This is a genomic window from Faecalicatena contorta, from assembly GCF_022835095.1.
GTDB classification, from domain to species: domain Bacteria; phylum Bacillota; class Clostridia; order Lachnospirales; family Lachnospiraceae; genus Faecalicatena; species Faecalicatena contorta.
The window spans coordinates 3,512,598-3,531,098 of record NZ_BQNQ01000001.1 but is presented as its reverse complement, the minus strand read 5'-3'; the positions used below and the strand labels follow the sequence as shown (position 1 = coordinate 3,531,098).

Below are 18,501 nucleotides of genomic sequence, written 5' to 3'. Positions count from 1 at the left end.
TGAGCGCGGATAAAGGAGAAGAGAAGGATGAGTTTAAAGAAATTTTTTACAAAAGAGAATATTAGCTTTACAATAATCCAGACGGCATACTGGGCGGGATTCTGTATCCTGTTTGCCTACTTAAGTCCTTATATATTAAGTCTGGGATGCTCTAACACACAGCTGGGGGTTATTATATCGGCCAACTCACTGGCGAGTATTATCGGGCAGCCTGTATTCGGTTATATCTGTGATAGAATCGGGTCCATTAAAAAAGTAATGATATGTACCCTGCTTGGCGGATCGGTGCTGGCGGCACTGTTTTATTTTACGGGAAGCAGTTATATGGCGATTTTGTTTTTCTCCACCGCAATCTCATTTGTCATTCAGGCGGTGTATCCTCTGATTGACAACTGGACTGTACTGGATGCGCAGATTAACCCAACCACAAATTACGGTATTACACGTGGCATTGCCTCCTTAGGATATGCGGCCACATCGGCGATTGTGGGCGGTTTTTTCGATAAAAACGGGTTCCAGTGGATGTTTATACTATTCATTGCGATGATGGTAATTGCAGTCCTGGGCTGCCTTGGACCTAAGGATACAAACAATTCTATTGAAAAGGAAAAAGTAAAGTTTACAGACTTAAAGCTGTTAGCAACAAATTATGGATACGTGGCATTTGTCATTGTGGCGACTTTACTATATGTAGCGTTCCGTTCGGCGCACGGTTTCCTGACGACTCTGATGACGCAGGTGGGAGGTACTACTGAACAGCTGGGGTATGCATGGTCCGTACTGGGACTGAGTGAGGTGCCGGCATTATTTCTCGCAGGGATTATTCTGAGGAAAATGAAGGACTCCCATCTGCTGTTTATCTCAATGTGCTTTTTCATACTGAGAGTCCTGCTTCCATCCTTTGCCACAACACCGACGCAGTTAATCTGGATGACTGCGCTGCAAGGATTATCTTACGGACTGTTCCTGCCGGCATCCGTATACTTTATCGCACGTATTACGAAGAAGGAGCTTTCCAGTACTGCGCAGACCTTTGCGGTTGCCATGTATGCAGGAGTCGGAAATACGGTTGCAGGTGTTGTTGGCGGTACGCTTGTTGATGCGATTGGCGTCGCGAATGTATATCGGCTTGCGGGAGGCGTGATTGCTGTATTAGCGGTTGCCTTCGGAGCCATTGTTGTAACAATGGATAAAAAGGAAAAAGCAGCAAAACAGCTTACAGGGCAGGCCGCACAATAGCCAGCGCCCAAGAAGCATGTCGCCGGCCGGGATGCCATGTATGGCAGGCCTGCTATAGCAGAGACAGTATGAGGTGTGGAGGAGAAACATGTCAATTATCGATCTGGGAATTATTGTGATTTATCTGGGCGGCCTGCTTTATATGGGAGTCAGGCTGGGCAGAGGGAATGAAACACAGGAAGATTACTTTGTGGCAGGCCGGTCAATGGGCTGGATGCCGGTGGCGCTGTCTATTGCCGCAACTACAATCAGTGGAAATGGTCTGATAGGAGGTCCGGGCTGGTCTTACCAGTCCGGAATGAAGGCCTTTATGCTAAATGCCAGCATTCCCCTTGTGCTGGCTATTGTCTGTTGCTGGTTTCTGCCGTTTTTATATCACATCCGGGTTACTTCATGTTATGAATATCTGCAGAAACGGTTTGGGGAAAAGAGCAGAATTCTTGGGGCCGCCGGTTTTTTAGTGACGGCCCTGATTCAGGTGAGTTCTATGGTTTATATTCCATCACTCATCATCAGTCAGCTGACCGGTTGGGATATCCGTTTCATTTTAGTACTCATTGTGATTATATCCACGGGGTATACACTTTTAGGGGGTATCAAGGCTGTGATATGGACGGATGCTATTCAGATGGCAGTGGTATGGGGCGGGCTGTTCGCAATTGTTTTCCTGGCACTGCAGAATTTAGATATCGGCTTTTGGGACACCATTCAGGTGGCACGGGAGGCTGGAAAACTGACGGCACTGGACTTTTCACTCAGCCTGGAGGCAGAAAACGGTTTTTTCGTGACCCTGCTGGGAGGCGGTATTCTCTGGATGCAGTATTATATGGCTGACCAGTCACAAGTGCAGCGTATGTTTGCTGCTAAATCAGTGAAAGCAGTGAAACGCTCTCTTTTGACGAGCGGAATCCTGATGAATACCATGTACTTTTTATTTATGATAATCGGATTTATTATGTTTTCAGTATATAATGGCCAAGTATTTAAGAATACAAATCAGGTAATGATTCAATTTATCGCAGACCAGGTACCTGTGGGAGTGATGGGATGCATTATTGCCGGAATTTTCGCTGCAGCTATGTCAAGTGTGGATTCCCTGTTGAATTCTATGGCAACTGTATTTATTAAAGATATCTATGAAAAAAGGGTATTAAAAGGGAAACGTGAGGCGTCACTTAAGGTTTCGCGATACTTTACACTGACAATGGCCGTTATTATCGTTATCTTTGCTTCCTTTGCATATATGGATACTACCGCCTCCATACTGGCTACAGTGGGAAGCTATATTTCATATCTGTGCGGAGCGATTCTTGGGATGTTTTTACTGGGTATGCTTACGGAAAAGGCAAATGATTTTGGGGTTTCTATAGGGTTCTTCGCAGGTGTGGCAGGAACTGTGATACTGGCACGGCTGTTTCCGGTCAACTATCTCTGGTATAACGTGACAGGATTGGCACTTACTATGGGAATCGGATATCTGGCCAGTATACTTCATAAAAGACAGCCGGATCAGACAGCCGATACCTATACGCTGAAGGGATGCCGGCTTGAAATTCGGCTTCAAATGAAAGAAAACCCGGAAATGGCCGGAGATCTTCCGGGCTGTATGGACAAGTATGCATGGGGGCTTGCGCTGTTTTTCATCATACAGTATCTTGTACTGTTTGTGATGCAATAGTGAGAAAATATTGGTATGAGCAGTACCAGCATCTAGATTATGAAATAATTGAATAAAAAGGACAGACCATCCTGCAAAGGGGTCAGACCCCTTTTAATAAAAGATCATTTTCCTGAGTCAGTATGAAGCAGAGGGAAAATGATCTTTTTAACTTTTAACGAAAAAAATTTAAAATGTGATTCTTAAAGTATAGGTATTTCAATAAAAACTAGGAAAAAATCTTTGAAACAAAGATATTTGTAAAAATACACAAGATTAAAGACGATAAAACAGGAGTTATACATTTGAAACGGTAGTGATATCTGTATAAAATGACGAATTTATCTTTAAAACACAGAAAATGATTGACTAAAACAAAGGACGGGTGTAAAATTTAGTTAAATCAAAAGAAACAACGTTTCCGGCCGGAAACAGATTTTGCAAAGCAGCAATAAAATATATGTTTATAAAAAGGAGAATAATTATGAAAGCGTTAGCAAGGTATGGTAAAGAGTTTGGTGGATATCGGATGATAGATGTGCCGGAGCCTGAATGCGGACCGGAGGACATTATTATTGAGATCAAGGCAGCGGCAATCTGTGGTGCAGACATGAAGCATTACAAAGTGGACAACGGTTCCGATGAATTCAATTCCATCCGCGGACATGAGTTCGCAGGCGAGATCGTGAAGGTCGGGGAGCTGGTGAAGGACTGGAAGGTCGGACAGCGGGTAGTATCTGACAACAGCGCCCATGTATGCGGTGTCTGCCCGGCATGTGAACAGGGCGACTTCCTCTGCTGCGAGAACAAGGTGAACCTTGGACTGGACAACAATACCTGGGGCGGCGGCTTTTCAAAATACTGCAAGGTTCCGGGAGAGATCCTGAGAATACATAAACATGCAATCTGGGAGATTCCGGAGAATGTTAAATATGAAGAGGCAGCAGTACTCGATCCGATCTGTAACTCTTACAAAGCAATCGCACAGCAGGCCCATCTCCTTCCGGGACAGGACGTTGTTGTATTCGGAACCGGACCGCTCGGGTTATTCGCTGTACAGGTTGCAAGGATCATGGGGGCAGTCAATATCGTAATGGTCGGCCTGGAAGAAGACAAAAAAGTCCGTTTTGCCGTTGCAAAAGAACTGGGTGCCACACATGTAGTTAACGGATCCAAAGAAGATGTCGTGAAGAGATGTACCGAGATCTGCGGAAGAGACAATCTGGGGCTGGTTGTAGAGTGCTCCGGCGCCAACATCGCACTGAAGCAGGCTATCGAGATGCTTCGTCCGAACGGCGAGGTTGTCCGTGTAGGCATGGGATTCAAGCCGCTTGAGTTCTCCATCAACGATATTACATCCTGGAATAAGAGCATTATCGGACACATGGCATATGACTCCACATCCTGGAGGAATGCACTCCGCCTTCTGGAATCAGGAATGATCAAAGTACAGCCGATGATCACCCACAGATTGGGGCTTTCACAGTGGGAAGAAGGATTTAAGGCTATGGCAGATAAAGAAGCGATCAAAGTAATTTTCCACTATGACTTTGAAGATTAAATAAGGGTTAAAATAAAGAACATATGGAACTTAGTTGGAGAATAAGAGAGCGAGTGAATATGGAAAAAAAATTACTGCTTGCACCATCCATGGGATGCTGTGACTTATATGATTTTGAACACCAGGTACGCTGCATCGACGAAAAGGCCGATTTTCTGCATATTGATATCAAGGACGGAAATTATGTAAAGACATTTGGCGTGGGACCGGATTTTATGACCGTGCTGGGGAAGGTAGTCCATACACCCATGGACGCACATTTAATGGTAAAACATCCCCAGGATTACATCGAGGCTTGCGCTGAAGCGGGAGCAGCCTATATCACCCCCCATACGGACTGTATTGAGAGCGATGCGTTTGTCACGATTAACAAGATCCTTTCCCTGGGCTGCAAGGCGGGAATCGCAATGAATCCTGCCGCGCCGCTGGAGGCAATCCGGTATTACCTGCCGCTGCTTTCCAAAGTTACGATTATGATTGTAGACGCGGGATATGCAGGCCAGAAAGTGATTGTCCAGATGTACGACAAAATCAGAACTCTTGTACAATGGAGAGAGGAGATGGGGCTGGACTTTTTAATCGAGGCAGACGGCTCCATGAATGCAGACGTATACGGGCCTCTGTATGAAGCCGGGGCAGATGTTGTGGTTTTAGGACCGCCGGCGCTTTGGAACAAAGATAAAGATATAGAAAAAGCGTGGGGAATCATGGAAAAAGAAGTGGAAAGCGCTCTTTTGGATCAATAATTCAGAGATCCGGCAGGCAGTTCCAGGCGCCTGCCGGCGGGAGCAGCCTTTACGGCATGAATATACGGAATATAAAAAAGTATCAAAAGAATGAGATAGAGAAAGGAAAAGGTTATGAATTCAAATATAAAAAATGTGAATATCGGTGCAAGGCTGGATCGTCTTCCGAATTCAGGGTGGCATATCAAAATGTGGCTGGTATCCGCCTTTGCACTTTTGGTCTGCTGGTCAAATGGAATCGGAGGAGCAGTCCAGAATATCCTCCTGAATGAGATCCACTGGCTGGAGCCGGGAACAAAGCTTCTGGCAATGTGGGGGACTACATATACAGCCGGTCAGCTCTTCGGCGCTCTGGTGGGCGGGCCGATCGGCGATAAGATCGGCCGGAAAAAGAGCATCCTTTTATATGAAATTATACATATCATCGCAATGGTGGGCGGCGCAATATCACCAAATATTTACGTACTTTATGTTTTCAGGCTGATTCAGGGATTCGGTCTCGGTGCACTTCTGGTCGTACTGTTCGCCGGTTTTACAGAATATGTACCGGGCAGAAACCGCGGGGTATGGTCGAGCCGGAATTCCTTCATCGGCAACTGGGCGCATCCAATCTGTAATGGTATCGCATTTTTAATAGTTTCAACAGGCGTCAGCTATATGATGAACTGGAGAATTCAGTTCATGATCCCGTCTGTTCTTTCCATCATCGCATCCATCCTGATTGCAAAGAAATACCCGGAATCACCGAGATGGCTGGAATCTCAGGGCAGATTAGAAGAAGCCGATGAGATCATGACAAAGATTGAAAAAGAGATCGAAGCATCCACAGGTGAAAAACTGCCGCCTGTAACAGAAGAAGCAAAGCAGGTAAAGCAGCTGCCATATTCAGCACTGTTCAAGGGCAAGCTTTTAAAAAGAACGATTGTCGGTTCCCTTGTTCTGATCGGCATGAATACGATCCAGTACACATTGATGACCTGGATGCCGTCCCTATTAAGGTCCTTAGGTTATGACACATCACAGTCACAGTTTATGACCATGTTCGGACTGTTCGGCGCACCTTTTGGAATCTTTATCGCATCTCTGATCATGGATAAAATTCCGAGACGCGTTATGGGGGTGATCCTGCTGATTGCTATGGCTGTCATGGGAATTATTACAGGACAGCAGACCACAATGACCGCATTAATTGTAACTACATTTTTCCTCAATACATTTATTTACATGTACGTATGCTACGCATCCGCGGTATACGTCCCGGAAATGTGGCCGACCTCAGCAAAAATGTCCGGTTCCGGATTCTGTAACGCAATGGGCCGCGTCAGCAATATTTTCTTCCCGTTCCTTGTGACATACATTGCAGGCTCCATTGGAAGCACGGGAGTGTTTGTACTGATTTCTATCGTTGCTGCAATCATTGCTGTATGCATTTTCATCTTTGGCGTAGAGACAAGAGGCGAATCTGTTGAGGACATTGGAAACGTAGAATAACAGAAGGGGTCAGACCCCTTTGCACAGAAAGGAAGGATATCATATGAAAAATTCGGAAGCAATCTTAGTAACCCCGAAACACTTTGAGATTCAGGAATGTCCGGTTCCGGAGCCGAAAGACCATGAGATTCTCATGAAGGTTGAGTATGTCGGCATGTGCGGATCCGATATCCACGGATTCGAATGCGGGCCGTTTATCCCGCCGAAAGACCCGAACCAGAAGATCGGCCTGGGACATGAAGTTGCAGGTGAAGTAGTGGGAATCGGGGCAAAGGTAACCAGGTTTAAAGTGGGCGATAAAGTGTTGATCGAGCCGGGTGTGCCGGATGATACATGCGAATACTGCCGGACCGGACGTTATAACATCTGCCCGGGCGTTGATTTCATGGCTACACAGCCGAATTATAAAGGCGCACTGACACAGTACATGACCCCTCCGGAAGAATGGACATACCATCTTCCGGAGGGGATGACCACACTGGAGGGCGCTTTGGTTGAACCGGCGGCAGTTGGAATGCACGCAGCAATTCTCGGAGGTGCAAAGCCAGGCATGAGCATCGTGATTCTGGGCGGCGGCACAATCGGCCTGATGACAATGCAGGCCTGCAAGAGCCTTGGCGCAACAGATATCACGGTGGTGGATGTGATTGAAAAACGTCTGGATCTTGCAATGAAACTCGGAGCGAAGAGGGTAATCAACGGAAAGGAGCAGGATACGGTTGCTGTGCTCAGATCACCGGAACTATACGGGGACCATGGCGTAGACCTTGTATTTGAGGCGGCAGGCGCGGTATTCACTGCACAGCAGGCCGTTCAGATCGTCAGCCGCGGCGGAAAGATCATGATGGTGGGCACACAGTCCCAACCGGTGCCGATCGATTTTCTGAAGATCAACCGCGAAGTTACTATTCAGACCGCATTCCGCTACTGCAATAATTTCCCGCAGACGATCGATGCGATTGCTTCCGGTAAGTTTAATGTAAAAGATATGGTTACCAACATCTATGATTACAAGGATGTTCAGAAGGCATTCGAAGAAGCGATTGACCCGGTTAAGAAAACAGAGATGGTAAAAGGCGTAGTCAAAGTGTGTGATTAAGGAAGAGAAGAGAGGAATAAAAAATGTTAGCAGATATCAGATATTGGGAAAATAAAGCAAAAGCAGGAAAGTTTGCAATTCCGCACTTTAATGTATGGAATGCGGAAATGCTGATGGGTGTTATTGATGCAGCAGAAGAATCCAAGGCTCCGGTCATCATTTCTTTCGGAACCGGGTTTGTAGGGAATACCTCATTTGAGGACTTCTCCCACATGATGGTTTCTATGGCAAAGAAAGCGGCGGTCCCGGTCATTACGCACTGGGATCATGGCCGCAGCATGGAGATCGTACAGAACGCCTACAACCATGGCATGAACTCTGTCATGAGAGATGCTTCCGCATATGATTTTGAGGAGAACATCCGACTGACAAAAGAAGTGGTAGACTATTTCCATCCACTGGGAATCCCGGTTGAGGCGGAACTGGGACACGTGGGAAATGAGACGGTATATGAGGAGGCGCTGGCAAGCTATCAGTACACAGATCCCTCCCAGGCAGCAGAATTCGTAGAGCGCACAGGATGCGATTCCCTTGCAGTAGCAATCGGAAACCAGCATGGGGTTTATACTTCTGAGCCGCAGCTGAACTTTGAGGTGGTAGAAAAAGTAAGAGACGCCGTATCCGTTCCGCTTGTACTTCACGGAGCTTCCGGAATCGGCGACGAGGATATTAAGAAGGCTATCTCCCTTGGAATCGCAAAAATCAACATCCACACAGAATTGTGCCAGGCAGCTATGACTGCCATTGCGGCAAATGTGGAAAAACCATTCCTGGAGGTGGAAAGAGCGGTAAGAGCGGCAGTAAAACAGCGTGCACTGGAGAAAATCTATCTGTTTGGAGACGACGGAAAGGCGGAATAAAACGTGGAAAAAAGACTGGATGCAATCTGTGTGGGTGCAGCGGTTGTTGATATCCCGCTGCGGCCGGTATGCAGAGATATGTTTGAGATAGAGTCATATCCGCTGGAACAGATATCTATGACGATCGGCGGAGATGCAATTAACGAGGCCACAATCATGTCCCGGCTTGGACACAGGATCGGGCTGATGAGCATGGTCGGCAAAGATGCGGTCGGCGCTTTCATCCGGGAACACTGCCAAAAGAACGGGATTGACGATTCAGGGATCCGGGTCAGGGAAGGCGTTGATACCTCCATCAATGTAGGGCTCGTGACAGAGGATGGGGAACGGACATTTGTTACAAACCGAAATGGAAGCCTATGGAAAATGACCATCGATGATGTGGACCTTTCCAAACTGTCCGAAGCAAGGCTGCTCTCACTCGCCAGCATTTTCAATAATCCTCTTCTGGACTGTAAAGCGCTGGTGCGGATTTTTCAGGAAGCAAAGAAACAGGGCATGATTATCTGTGCAGATATGATCAAGGCAAGGCTTGGCGAGACGCTGGACGATATCAGGGAAGCACTGGGCTATGTGGATTATTTCTTCCCGAACTACGAGGAAGCCTGCATGATGACGGGAGAGACGGATCTGAATAAGGTAGCGGATACATTTCTGGGCTGTGGAATCGGGCATGTCGTGATTAAGACCGGTAAAAAAGGATGTTTCATCAAGAGCCGGGACGGCAGTATCCTGGAGGTTCCTGCAATGCAGGGCATAACGGCGATTGACACGATCGGCGCAGGCGATAACTTTGCATCCGGCTTTATTACAGCCATCCTGGAAGGCAAAGGCCTGAAAGAGTGTGCGGAATTTGCAAATGTGACTGCCTCCATCAGTGTCCAGAGTATTGGAGCGACAACAGGTGTGAAGAACAGGGCGCAGGTGGATGCGCGGCTGGAAGAGTATCACAGACAGCAGAATAGAGAATACCCAAGGGGCACCCCGTAACACATGCCCTTCGGGCGGGTCTGCAGCAAAGCTGCAGAATAAGGTATAACATATAGAAATTCAGAAAGATTGGTGAGAAAAATGAAATATATGGAGTTAGGAAAATCAGGCACACAGATTTCCAAAATGGGTCTTGGGACATGGGCAATCGGCGGAGGTCCGGCGTGGAACGGCGACCTGGATGAGCGCGACTGTATCGACACAATCGTAAAGGCAGTAGATCTCGGAATCAACCTGATCGACACAGCGCCGGGATATAATTTTGGAAACAGTGAAGTTATCGTCGGTAAAGCCTTAAAAGAAGTAGACCGAGAAAAAGTATGCCTTGTAACAAAATGTGGCATCGTATGGACAAGAGAGGGCGCCCTGTTCAACAAGGTCGGAGACACCCAGCTGTATAAAAATCTGTCACCGGAATCCATCCGTGAGGAGATCGAAGAGAGCCTGAGAAGGCTGCAGACAGACTACATCGATGTATATATGACACACTGGCAGGCAGTAGAGCCATTCTTTACCCCGATCTCAGAGACGATGGAAGTGCTCAATGAGTTGAAGGCGGAAGGTAAAATTAAAGCAATCGGTGCTGCTAATGTGACAAAAGAGCACATTGCAGAATACGTAAAATACGGAGAACTGGATATTGTCCAGGGAAAATACAGTGTTCTTGACCGTGCAGTTGAGGAGGAGCTGGTGCCGATCTGCAAAGAGCATCAGGTAACACTCCAGGCATATTCCCCGCTGGAGCAGGGACTTCTGACAGGAACCCTTCCAAGAGACTATGTGCCCACAGGCGCCCGTGCAAACAAGAAATGGTTCCAGCCGGGGAACATGCAGAAGGCGATGGATATGATGGATGACTGGAAACCATTCTGCGAAAAATACAATTGCAATATTCCGACGCTTGCACTTGCATGGATCATGAACCAGGGACCGCACATCAACCTGCTGAGCGGCGCTACAACAGCAGAGCAGATCGCGGTTAATGCAAAAGCGGCAGACATCCAGATCTCCGCTTCCGACCTGCTCAGAATGCGTGCAATGGCGGAAGCCATTGATCAATAGGAGAACCCCGAAAGCCGATACTGCGCATTTCGAAGAAATAATTTGTGGTTCGAAGGAGAAAAAAATGCTTTCAAAGGAAAAAACTCTTGCTAAAACTCAAGTGGCGGGTATATTATTAAAGAAAACAGGCACTGAAAATAGTAATGAGAAGAGGAAGGAAAGCATGTCGAGCAGAGAGAGACTGATGGTCATCAGGCAATGTATTCAGAATATGAAGAAAGTATCTGTTGCGGAGCTGAGCAGTCAGTGCTCCGTGACGGAAGAGACAATCCGCCGGGATCTGGATAAGCTGGAAGCCGAGGGCGTTGTAACCAGGATCCACGGCGGAGCAATTTGGAATGCGGATGTACAGAAGGAAGGCATTCATTTTTATAAGAGAATGTCTAAGAATCTGAAAGAAAAACAGAATATCGCCCGCAAGACGGCAGAGCTGCTTGAGGGAAAGCACACGATTATCGCAGACTCCAGCACCACCGTTATGGAGGCGCTGAAGCTGATGCAGGATAATCCGGATGTCACAATTGTCACCAACTCCACGGAAGTATTCCGTGAATTTCAGCAGTCCGCGGTAAATGTCATATCCGTGGGAGGCGAATTTAATAAGAAATCGCTGTCTCTCCAGGGACAGCTTGCGAAGAGCAACATGTCCAAATACCATGTCAGCGTGGCCCTAATCAGCTGCAAAAGCGTGGATATTGAAAAGGGTGTCCAGGACTCCAATGAAAGCGAGGCGGAGATTAAAAAGATTATGCTTGAGCAGGCGGATGAGGTGGCCCTCCTTGCGGATCATACCAAGTTTGACCAGACGGCATTCGTATGCCTGATTGATCTGAAGAGTGTAAACTATATTATCACAGACAGACAGCCCAGCGATATCTGGATACATTACTGCAGGGAGAACGGGATAGAGCTTATATATTAATGACTACACCCATAAACTAAAACTGAATACATGAGTTTTCGGCTATACTGTGAAACAAACTCCATTAGAAAAGCTGCCATTTTGGGCAGCTTTCTTTGTTATGGACTCGATGGACTGTAAAAATATTTGAAACAAAGAATAAATTGCTTCGAAAACAAAAATATGCATAAAAATAGGATAGATAAGTTGTGAATAACAACTAAAAATATTTGAAACACAGAAATGATGTTGACATTAATCACCATAAAATGTAAAATAAAAGTAGATCAAAGACAGGGGCGCGTAACCTTAAAAGTATGAGTAAATCCCTAAAAACCGGCATTTCTTTCTTCTTGATAACGGGGAATACAGGTTGGGAGGGAAAGCCGGAGACGTTCTTGGAAAACCAAAAATAGAGAAGCGATGTAAAGCAAAAACAAAGAAGGAAGAGGTTGGTGGAATTTATGGGTAAGAGAAGGAAAAAAATGTCGATCATCAGGCGGATGATGTTTGCAGTACTGTTCGGATTCTGCGCCGGTTTTTTGTGTCTGCTGCTGAGAGAATTTCTGCTTGGAAATGGAAACAGTGATGTCTGGAATACGATTCATGCCATTTTCTTTCAGGATATCACGGCGACAGACGGAATCGAAGGAATCGGGCTGTTCTATATTATCGGGCAGGTATTTATGCGGGGACTTCAGATGTCGATTGTTCCGCTGGTCATCACCTCTCTGAGCCTGGCGCTCTGCAGTTTGGCAGATCCGGAGCGCCTAGGCAAGATTGCAGGAAAGACATTTATTACATATATCTGTTTCTATGCGGTGGCTGCAGCCCTCGCAGGAGCGGCGGCCTATTTCGTGAAAAGTATGGGCTGGTTTGATGTAAAGCTTCCGGGAGAGATGGTGACAGAGGCGGTCACCATGGAAGGATATAACCCCCTGGTCACAATTGTAAATGCCGTGCCGTCTAATATCTTTTCCGTATTCTCATCTAACAGTTCCATCCTGTCTGTAGTAGTAGTTGCCATTATCATGGGCCTGTGCATGACGGCAATGGGGAAAAAGGCAGAGCCATTGAAAAAGGTTCTTGAGAATTTAAACGAGATTGTACAGCGATTTCTGGATTTTCTGATTGATGAAGCCGGTCCCATAGCAATTCTTAATTGCAGGCATTGAAGATAGTGAGTACAATGTTCCAGTTCCTCTTCCAAAGATGTGACTTGCTTTTTATTAGAGGATATATATCGCAATATTTCAGTGATATTATTACACATGACACTGATTTCTTCGTTCATACCTTCTTCCGCCATAGCATTGATTGTAGATAAAGAATTATAGAGAAAATGAGGATTCATTTGTGACTGTAAGGCAAGCATTTGTGACTGCACTTCTTGTTCCTTTAAAAGCAGCATGGAATCAATCGTTTCTTTTTGTCTTTTTTGGAAGTGCTTCAATGAATCTTTCAAGGCATCTATTTCCAGAACTCCGGAGTTTTCCAGTGGAAGTTCAATTTGTTGATTGATTCCCTCGGAATTTGTAAGGTAATGATACATTTCCGTCAATGGCGCGCTGAGACGTCTGGATAGGGCAAGTGCTATCTTATAGCAGAAAAGCGTAGCAGCCAAAAGCAACAGCATTACCGTGGCTAAAGAAGTGTATATAGGGGCAAACAGTTCATTTTTCTGGATGGCGGCAACTACAGTGAAATCCATTTCTTCCATATTGGAAAAGCACATTAATTCATTCTTGCCATTGATGCTTTCTTCTATTACATTGGAGTCTGTTGTCTGAAATTTGAAGTAAGGAAAAGGTTGAGTCGATTCCTGTACAATAGGAAATAAAAGATTTCCATCAGAGTCGTATATCATAATTTTAATATTGTAGCTGCTTTCTAAATGATATGCACGCTCAAATAGAGTGTCATAATATTGTGCTACTTCAATAATCCCCTGTGGCTGGTGATAATTATCGAAATAAAGGCGGTAAAGGGAAAGATAGTAGCGATCTAAATTTGTGCCTGCACTTTTGGAAAGCAAGGCATTTTTTGCTGCAGTAGGAATATAGCGGGAACCGCCTGCTTCTATGGTAGGCAGATACCATTCTTGCAGGCTGGCATTAATATCTTGATAGCCGATAAAATTTCCGGTACCATAGCACCCACCGTTTAAGCTGTACAAGTTAATCTGGCGAATATCGCTGTAGACTCCTCGGATAGAGGTGAGATAGCCTGAAAGTGTGGACTCATATTGTTTGTTTTGATAGGAGGAGTGACTGGTGGTATCGGAATACTCTCCAAATGTATTTTTTATCAAGTTGGAATAAAGGATATTGATACACACGGTATCTAATTGGTGTAGCTGTAAATCAATATCCTTAGAGACGGCGGAGCAGGTTTGCTGCAGACTGTCAATCACATTGTTTTTCATATTATTGTAAAGCGCAACGGAAAAAATGGCAGTAGTGCAGATTAGGATAATAAGCATGGTAGAAAGGATATTGGAAAATAAAATTTTTTGAATACCCTTTTTATTATAATATTTCAATATCCATCCTTCTTTCTCTAAGTTTTTGATAATTATAGCATAATGCATAAACAAAATCTATGAATGGTTAAAAAATGGCATAAAGTAACGGGAAATATACATGTAAAAAAGGGGGGAGTATGTAATATAATCCAAATAAATAAGAAAAAGGAGGGGTGCGTTGTGAAAAGCAACAAGATTTACCCATGGTATTTTGCAGCGGGGGCATTGCTGATATATAGTATTCTGTATGTCTTCCCCAGTTTGCTTGGAATTGGCTATTCCTTTACTGATTGGTCTGCGTATTCAGAAAAAGTTAACTTTGTAGGGCTGGATAATTTCAAAAACATCTTTAATGTGAACGAAAATTATATGGGGTATATTGGCAATACCCTGCTGTTTACGGCTGTTACTACAGTGATAAAAACAGTATTAGCCCTGCTGCTGGCAGTAATACTCAGTAAAGGGGTCAAAGCTATTAATTTTCATAGAAGTATTATGTATATGCCGGCAGTATTGTCTATATTGATTATCGGTCTGGTGTTTACCTCCATATTAAATCCTAAAACGGGTGTATTGAATGAAATGCTCAGGATGATTGGGTTAGAGAGTATGACTCAGAAATGGCTGACAGATCCTAAAATTGCATTTTGGTCAGTTATGGGGGTGGATATATGGCGCGGGACCGGATATATTATGACGATTTTAATTGCAGGGATCCTGGCTATACCAGAGTCTTATTATGAAGCGGCTGGTGTGGATGGAGCAGGAAGCTTCAGTAAGTTTAAAAATGTTACATTACCCTTATTAAGACCTACTCTGGCGGTTACGATTGTCCTGAATGTGTTGTACGGATTAAAAGTATTTGATATGGTATACGCACTTACCAACGGGGGGCCCGGACATAGAACAGAGGTGATGTATACAGCAGTGTTTAAACAATTTTCCCAGGGAATGTATGCGGTAGGTACTACTATAAGTTCTCTTATGTTTATATTCATGGTTTGCATCGGAGTGTTTTTAATTCAGTTTCTTACACGAGAGGAGGTGCATGAATAGTGGGGGCAAAAAGCAAAAAGAGATTAAAGAGCGTAATGCAAAATCTGATTGCCTGGCTGGTTTCTCTTACGATGATAATACCGTTGCTGTTGATTTTAGTCAATGCATTTAAACCGGTCGAGGAAACATATACTCTTTCTCTGCAGCTGCCAAAGAATTGGACAGTCGAGCATTTTGCAGTTGTAATTAAGCAGGGAAAACTTCTGGAAAGCTTTTTTAATAGCTTGCTTTATGCAGGTGCAGCCATGTTGATTACAATATTTCTGGGAAGTATGGCAGCCTATTTCTTCGCAAGGAGAAAAGGAAGGAAAAATAGGATTGTATACTTTTATTTAGTACTTGGGATTGTAATACCTATAAATTATGTGGCATTGATGAAGGTTATGCAGATGGTGCAGATGAATAACACTGCCCTGGGTATAATTCTTTTATATACAGCTACACAGCTTCCCTTTACTGTGTTTCTTTTATATGGATTTGTCTGCAAGATACCTGTCGATTTAGATGAGGCGGCAGTGATTGACGGGTGCGGCCCCATAAGGCTTTTCATAAGTATCATTATGCCAATGCTAAAGCCAGGTATGGTGACTGCAGGTGTCTTATGTTTCTTAAATGATTGGAATGAGTTTATTATGCCATTGTATTTCTTAAATTCCTCGGAGAAATGGCCAATGACACTGGCCGTCTATAATTTCTTCGGGCAGTTTGAGAAAAGCTGGAATTTAATATGTGCCGATATATTACTCACATGCCTGCCTGTTATTATTATGTATTTGTTATGCCAACGGTATATTGTGGGGGGACAAACTGCCGGAGCGGTAAAGGGCTAAGAATGTCGGGAAACAGAATTGTTGTGAAAGAGAGGAAAGGGTATGGAAATCAGGAAATTCCAAAAGAAAGGAAAAGAAATATTAATTCAAACAAATCAGGGAAATTTATTTTTGCAGGGTATAAAAGAAAATATTATACGCTGTGTATTTCACAAAAAGGCAGAGATGAATCAAGAATCACCTTTGGATATAGAAGCGCATGCAGAGGCTGATATAGACGTCAGAAACCATCTGAAGGAAATAGAGATATGCACAGAAAGGTTGAAAGTTAGTATAGAAAAGGACACGGGAAAATTCAGATGGATAGATAGAAAAACAGGTTGTCTGCTGCTGGCGGAAAAGGAAAAAGAACTACAGGAAAAAGTGTTTGAGGAATATGGGATTTTAGGGGACCAACCTGATATAGAGCGTATATATACGGTGGATGGAGAACGTAATATGGTGAAGAACCTGCGGCCCTTAAAAAAACAGGAAGGGTATTCTGGAAAATTACATTTTCAATTTAAGAAAACAGAACGTATTCATGGTTTAGGACAGGGGGAGGAGGGGATTTTTAACTACAGAGGAAACACCCAGTATCTTTATCAGCATAATATGCGGATACCTGTGCCATTCTTCATTTCTGACCAAGGCTATGGTGTATTAGTGGATTGTGGTTCCCTGATGATTTGGAATGATGATGCGCGCGGCAGTTACCTAATGTTGGATGCAATAGAGCAGCTGGATTACTACTTGATCTCAGGAAAGAATCTGGATGAAATTATTGATGGATACCGGTTTTTGACAGGAAAGGCAGCAATGCTTCCAAAGTGGGCATTTGGCTATTTACAGTCCAAGGAATCCTATCATAACCAGGAAGAGTTGGTTCAGACAGTTGCCGAGTACCGGAAAAGGAATATTCCACTGGATGGAATTATTCAAGATTGGAATACCTGGGAGAAGGATGCGTGGGGAGAAAAGATTCTGGACAAAAAGAGATATCCGGATTTTGCAGAGGCTGTAAAGCAGATACATGAGATGCATGCGAAGGTTATGATTTCTATTTGGCCAAATATGAATTTGGGAACGAAGAATAACCAGGAATTTTTGGAGAAAAAACAGCTCTTATATGATTTTTCTACATACAATGCGTTTTCTGAGGAAGCCAGACGGACTTATTGGAGTCAAGTGAAAAGAGAATTGTACTCTGCAGGCATAGATGGCTGGTGGTGCGATTCCACAGAACCTTATTCTGCTCCGGATTGGGATGGAGGCTGTCTCAGGGAACCGTGGGAAAGATATCAGCTTGTCGGGGAGGAGCATAAAAAGTACTTGGGAGCGGAAAGGGCAAATCTTTTTGCAGTGGCACATGCAAAAGGAGTTTTTGAAAATCAGAGATTAGAAACGGAAGAAAGGAGAGTAGTGAATCTGACCCGCTCCGGATATGCGGGTTCTCAGAAATATGGTACAGTTCTTTGGTCCGGGGATATTTGTGCCACCTGGGATACGTTGGAAAAGCAGATAAAAGAAGGGCTCAATATGTGTATGAGCGGTATCCCTTATTGGACATTAGACATTGGTGGTTTTTTTGTGGTGAAAGAGAACTGGGAAAAAAGGGGATGCAATCGTCAGAGTGATCCGCTGCCAAAGTGGTTCTGGCAGGGGGGATATGAAGAAGGGGTGTCTGACGCAGGGTATCGGGAGTTATATGTTCGCTGGCTGCAATATGGAACATTTCTTCCTGTATTTCGGTCTCATGGAACAGATACACCTCGGGAAATCTGGAATTTTGGAGAGAAAGGGGAAATTTTCTATGATGCAATTGCAAAAAGCATTGAACTGAGATATCGGCTGCTTCCGTATATTTATTCTATGGCAGGAAAAGTATACAGCAGGAATCAGACCATGATGCGCAGCCTGCTTTTTGATTTCTATGAAGATGAAAAAGCAAGGGATATAGAAACGGAATTCATGTTTGGGGAAAGCATTCTGGTGTGCCCCATTACAAAACCTATGTATTATGAAAAAGAAGGGAAAAGAATTAACAGATGTAAAAGTTGGAGCTGCTATTTGCCTGGCGGGAGTGAATGGTATGAATTTGATGGAAATGAGAGATATCCGGGAGGAACGATGGTGAATGTGGAATCAGGAATAGATAAAATTCCATTGTTTGTACGGGCCGGGTCCGTTCTGCCCATGGAAAAGAAAATGATGTATACAGGTCAGAAAATTTTTACCCCACTACAACTTTATATTTATCCTGGAAAAGATGCAGTTTATGAATATTATGAGGATGAAGGGGATGGATATGGTTATGAAAAAGGAATTTATAATATAATAACCATGGAATGGAAGGATTTTGAACATAGTTTGACTATAGGGACAGCAGAGTATACATTTGCTCAGGGAATTATAGGACGCAGTATAGAAATTATCCTGGGGGAACAGAGAAAACAAATTACCTATAGGGGGGAGAAGGTCACCGTTACACTTTCGGAGGTATAAA

At 44.3% G+C, this 18,501-nt stretch carries 15 protein-coding genes and 1 pseudogene; 14 read left to right on the top strand and 2 right to left on the bottom strand.

Going from position 1 to position 18,501, the window contains the following annotated elements; translation table 11 throughout:
* Window positions 1–27 precede the first annotated feature (27 nt).
* The 10 genes from MWG26_RS15945 (at window position 28) to MWG26_RS15900 (ending at window position 11,627) form a co-directional block, all read left to right on the top strand.
* Window positions 28–1,239 (top strand): MFS transporter, encoded by a 1,212-nt coding sequence (locus MWG26_RS15945; protein ID WP_025656711.1) that lies wholly within the window; start codon window positions 28–30, stop codon window positions 1,237–1,239.
* Window positions 1,240–1,327: 88 nt separating this feature from the next.
* Window positions 1,328–2,917: a sodium:solute symporter family transporter gene (locus MWG26_RS15940; protein WP_025656712.1), complete on the top strand. Its 1,590-nt coding sequence runs from the start codon at window positions 1,328–1,330 to the stop codon at window positions 2,915–2,917.
* 463 nt (window positions 2,918–3,380) lie between these two features.
* Window positions 3,381–4,457 (top strand): zinc-binding dehydrogenase, encoded by a 1,077-nt coding sequence (locus MWG26_RS15935; RefSeq protein WP_117440686.1) that lies wholly within the window; start codon window positions 3,381–3,383, stop codon window positions 4,455–4,457.
* Window positions 4,458–4,516: 59 nt separating this feature from the next.
* Window positions 4,517–5,203, top strand: a complete 687-nt coding sequence (locus MWG26_RS15930) for a beta/alpha barrel domain-containing protein (protein ID WP_025656714.1) — start codon at window positions 4,517–4,519, stop codon at window positions 5,201–5,203.
* Between the two features lie 114 nt (window positions 5,204–5,317).
* Entirely contained in the window at window positions 5,318–6,694 is a 1,377-nt protein-coding gene (locus tag MWG26_RS15925; RefSeq protein ID WP_025656715.1) for an MFS transporter, read from the top strand.
* Between the two features lie 43 nt (window positions 6,695–6,737).
* Window positions 6,738–7,793 carry an NAD(P)-dependent alcohol dehydrogenase gene (locus MWG26_RS15920; protein ID WP_117440687.1) on the top strand — a complete coding sequence of 352 codons (1,056 nt, stop codon included), beginning with the start codon at window positions 6,738–6,740 and terminating at the stop codon, window positions 7,791–7,793.
* 23 nt (window positions 7,794–7,816) lie between these two features.
* The gene (locus tag MWG26_RS15915; protein ID WP_025656717.1) at window positions 7,817–8,653 is read left to right on the top strand and encodes a ketose-bisphosphate aldolase; all 837 of its coding nucleotides are present in this window, start codon (window positions 7,817–7,819) and stop codon (window positions 8,651–8,653) included.
* A gap of 3 nt (window positions 8,654–8,656) precedes the next feature.
* Window positions 8,657–9,643: a carbohydrate kinase family protein gene (locus MWG26_RS15910; RefSeq protein ID WP_025656718.1), complete on the top strand. Its 987-nt coding sequence runs from the start codon at window positions 8,657–8,659 to the stop codon at window positions 9,641–9,643.
* Window positions 9,644–9,724: 81 nt separating this feature from the next.
* Window positions 9,725–10,705, top strand: coding sequence for an NADH-dependent methylglyoxal reductase (ydjG, locus tag MWG26_RS15905; protein WP_025656719.1), 981 nt, complete (start codon window positions 9,725–9,727; stop codon window positions 10,703–10,705).
* 64 nt (window positions 10,706–10,769) lie between these two features.
* Window positions 10,770–11,627, top strand: coding sequence for a DeoR/GlpR family DNA-binding transcription regulator (locus MWG26_RS15900; protein WP_025656720.1), 858 nt, complete (start codon window positions 10,770–10,772; stop codon window positions 11,625–11,627).
* A 308-nt stretch (window positions 11,628–11,935) separates the two neighbouring features.
* Here the strand turns inward: MWG26_RS15900 and MWG26_RS15895 are convergent, their stop codons facing one another.
* Window positions 11,936–12,214 carry a hypothetical protein gene (locus MWG26_RS15895; protein WP_240285880.1) on the bottom strand — a complete coding sequence of 93 codons (279 nt, stop codon included), beginning with the start codon at window positions 12,212–12,214 and terminating at the stop codon, window positions 11,936–11,938.
* Here MWG26_RS15895 and MWG26_RS23050 point away from each other — a divergent pair.
* Window positions 12,110–12,781 (top strand): dicarboxylate/amino acid:cation symporter, encoded by a 672-nt coding sequence (locus MWG26_RS23050; RefSeq protein WP_334301680.1) that lies wholly within the window; start codon window positions 12,110–12,112, stop codon window positions 12,779–12,781. The two genes, MWG26_RS15895 and MWG26_RS23050, sit on opposite strands and share 105 nt — an antisense overlap.
* 38 nt (window positions 12,782–12,819) lie before the next feature.
* Here MWG26_RS23050 and MWG26_RS23045 read toward each other — a convergent pair.
* A pseudogene (locus MWG26_RS23045) lies at window positions 12,820–12,960 on the bottom strand (histidine kinase); the annotation flags it as partial.
* A gap of 1,350 nt (window positions 12,961–14,310) precedes the next feature.
* On the opposite strand from MWG26_RS23045, the gene MWG26_RS15880 reads away from it, so the two are divergent.
* The 3 genes from MWG26_RS15880 to MWG26_RS15870 all read left to right on the top strand — a co-directional run bounded on the left by MWG26_RS15880 (window position 14,311) and on the right by MWG26_RS15870 (window position 18,500).
* Entirely contained in the window at window positions 14,311–15,186 is an 876-nt protein-coding gene (locus MWG26_RS15880; protein ID WP_025656724.1) for a carbohydrate ABC transporter permease, read from the top strand.
* The gene (locus MWG26_RS15875; protein ID WP_240285803.1) at window positions 15,186–16,016 is read left to right on the top strand and encodes a carbohydrate ABC transporter permease; all 831 of its coding nucleotides are present in this window, start codon (window positions 15,186–15,188) and stop codon (window positions 16,014–16,016) included. Before MWG26_RS15880 ends, MWG26_RS15875 begins: the two co-directional genes overlap by 1 nt.
* A 165-nt stretch (window positions 16,017–16,181) precedes the next feature.
* Entirely contained in the window at window positions 16,182–18,500 is a 2,319-nt protein-coding gene (locus MWG26_RS15870; RefSeq protein ID WP_465221127.1) for a glycoside hydrolase family 31 protein, read from the top strand.
* Window position 18,501 lies beyond the last annotated feature (1 nt).